This window comes from uncultured Campylobacter sp. (genome assembly GCF_938018035.1).
Taxonomy (GTDB): domain Bacteria; phylum Campylobacterota; class Campylobacteria; order Campylobacterales; family Campylobacteraceae; genus Campylobacter_B.
In genome coordinates, this window is sequence record NZ_CALIJF010000340.1 from 1 (window position 1) to 3,217 (window position 3,217).

Consider the following 3,217-nt stretch of genomic DNA (forward strand, 5'->3'; position numbering starts at 1 on the left):
CGTAGGGTTCTAACATGGTGGCTAGGTTATTTAAAGGGGTTGGGGTTTAAATTTTGAGGGGAGAAGCAAGGATGAGTTAAAGAAAAGGATGGCTTCTTTGAAGGTTTGCGCAGTTGTTGATTGAACAGAATACATCCGCAAGTTAAAGTAATATATATGGCAAATACCATAGATATAGCAAAGCTCTTGCCATAAGCGGACAAATACTATAAACATACAGAGATTTTCTAATATAGCTAAGTCTCTAGAAAATAACTGGGATCAGCTTACTACGTATTTCAGATATTCTAAAGCTATTAGTAAGCCCATTTAATTCATTAATTCCATAATACATGAGTTTCATATACATAGGCAGCGTAAATTTCTTTACTAAATCAGCCCTTTATCCATTGCAGGGATATTTCTCTTTTTACTAAGTGCCGTTTAAATATGCTTTTTATAACTTTTCGGAATATTTCTTTACTAAAGCAGTTCCTTATTGCAAATAGTAAATTCTGGGGATATTCTTATGTAGCTTTGCTTTTAAAGGGCATTTAAATGCCGAAGGCATCTATCTAGCCATTCCATCTTTTAATCAAACTAACTAATGCCTATAACGAGCAATGGCAAGTTCCAAAGCGGATACAACCGCAACTTTTAACCAAACTAAGGATGCCTATAATAAAACCAGGAATGCCTCTAATCAAGCCAAGAGTAATGCCTATCTATGATCAAGCCAATCCACCTATACTATAGCCCAACCAAATAATGCCTAGTTATCTCCACTCTTGAATGCCCCATATCTATAGATACCTGAGCTAGAGCTTCTATATGACTCATGCCTTCTTTACGCAACTCCTCATATCTTTCTTGAGCAAAGTTATATCTAAGCCCATGAGTTCCTCTACTATCCGCTCCTGCTGCTTTTAGATCCTTTACGTAAGAATTTCTTGGAGCATAGTATCCAGATTCTTTGGCAAGCTTTAGCTGCTTTATAGTTTTATCGCTTAGCCTTTTAGTACTGTAGCATAAGCCGTTCTTACTGCCGAGTATGGTTATGCTATTATCGTCGTTGATTTGCCATTTGCTTGAGTTGATAGCGTCATCTAGTCTTAGTCCCGCCTCCAATTGAAGCTTAGCGGATATATAATACAGTGAGCTTAATTGCATATTGCTTATGATTTTATATGGGTTTTCATAGGCCCTGTTATAATGTCTTTTACGAAGGCTCATACCCTTTTTCTTAAGCTCTTTGCGGATATCCGTAATATCTTTTCCCGATACGTTTAGCCCTAGCTTACGGCAATTATCAAAGCTCTTAGCCAATGCCGATATGTAGGTATTAAGCGCTCCGCCGCTTATTTCGTTTGCTTTTAGCAGTAGCCACTCTCTTGCGCTACCGGCATTAATGTTTTGCGTTATCTTTTGGCCGTGCTTAGCTTTAAGAAATTCTATATATTGAGTAGTTACCGCTCTTAAATTTTGAGTGCTTTTAATGCTATGAGCGTATGTGCTCTTTGCATGTCCATTCTGTCCTTTAAGCTTGCTACTACGCCTTACGTTACTTTTTGATATTCCGATACCGTTTGCTTGCTTCATAATCTGAGAGATAATAGCCTTAGCGTTCATTCTAGTGTGCAGAGCCATGAATTATATACCTTTATCTTTTAATAGTCTTGCTACGCTTGATTTGCTGGTTTGTATGCCGTAGTTTTTCCATAGAATATTCGCTATTTTTTGATAGCTATGGCCGCTTTTACGCAGGGATTTTAAGCAATCCTTATAATCTGCTATTTTTGATTTGGTCGGTTTTTTCTTTGGGTCTAGTAGCTTTTTATACTCTTTATTTACTACTTCGCTTAAGGCTCTTTTATCTACTTTCATATCTTTATAATAGTGCAATATACCGTTAAGTGCATTATCCGCTCTTTTCTTATCGTGCCTTGCTCTACTAATATATGAGATAAAGGTATTTACTAGCCATATAAGCTCATTCTGATTAGCAGTTTCTTGAGCTTTGTCGTTAAAGACCTTTATGCCTTTCTTGACTCTTAAAAGATTTTCGTAATGCATACTCGCTCCTTTGTGATAGATTTTGTGGGAAATTTAAAGATTACCGGCCTATTATAGCGGGAGAATAAAAAAATGGCAGGAAGCTTTATCGCTTTTTATGAAAAAACTTGACGGCAAAAATGTTAAAGCCAAATATCGCATACGTTCGTAAAATTTTAATAGAGGAGGGCGTTCTTTTAGATTGCGTTTTACGTGGAGGATTCCAGGGCTAGTTTTGATTTGAACGGGATATTTTGATTGAAGGGCGTGTGTGGGTTGGGCTTTGAAGGGCGTAAGGGGTAAAAACGCGTAACTTATAAAACTAACCTCGCTCCTTTTAAGCTCTTTAATGAAGGGGAAAAGTCACAAACGTAAAAACCCATGTAATGATAGAGATATTTGTAAAATTTTGTCTGTCCTCATGCGAGCATTTTAAATTTGCCGTATCAAAATTTAATCATTTGCCTTAATCATACACTCGCTACGATTTTGAATGATAGTAACTTATGAGGCGACGTTTTAAATATGTCGCCTCATATAAAATTTCAACCTACAATCTACAAAGTACAAAGTGTTATGCTGGCAAGTGGAGCGCGGGCATAACCCCAATAGGTCTCAGCTCATATAAACCTGCATATCATCCTTGCGAATATCTCTTTGGTTAAATTCCAAAGCTTCAGAGCCATCGGCGTAGATATTTAGCTGCTCTATGATCTTATTTACGGTATCTTGGCTTAAGAAAGCACTGTCTTTCAAAGCCTCTTCTTGGCTGATGCCCGATATAGTGTTTATATCTGCAATGCCGCTAGGGCTAAGAGCCGAATTAAGCTTGGATGTGCTCAAGTCCGTATCATTATAAAATTCTGATACGATGGCTTTTAGCTCACTTTTATCACCGCCGCCTAAAACCATATCCCAGCCGGATTTGGAATTTGAACTATCGCCGGAGCTTTTTGAAAGAGGCGAGATTTGGGCTTTATTATTCATGGACAGATTGGCATCCATCGCTAATGCAGTAGGTTTGGCGGTCAGTGGAAAGGTCCCCGTAGCATTTGCTAAAGGAGCTGCTTTGGCGCTATTTGCTTCATAATCCATACCGAATGCTCTGTAAATATCCGCCGCCTTAATATTTAGATATTTACCGATACGAAATTCCTCTATGACATTATCTCGGTTGCTAAAGAAA

General features: G+C 37.9%; 3 protein-coding genes. All 3 read right to left on the reverse strand.

The genetic code is table 11. From position 1 onward, the window contains the following. Positions 1–729: 729 nt before the first annotated feature. The gene (locus tag Q0257_RS10385; protein WP_298024620.1) at positions 730–1,626 is read right to left on the reverse strand and encodes a hypothetical protein; all 897 of its coding nucleotides are present in this window, start codon (positions 1,624–1,626) and stop codon (positions 730–732) included. 3 nt (positions 1,627–1,629) lie between these two features. Next, complete coding sequence (locus tag Q0257_RS10390; protein ID WP_298024622.1) at positions 1,630–2,052, reverse strand: hypothetical protein; 423 nt, start codon at positions 2,050–2,052, stop codon at positions 1,630–1,632. Positions 2,053–2,646: 594 nt separating this feature from the next. After that, a partial coding sequence (locus Q0257_RS10395; protein ID WP_298024623.1) for a hypothetical protein occupies positions 2,647–3,217 on the reverse strand: 571 nt, incomplete at its 5' end.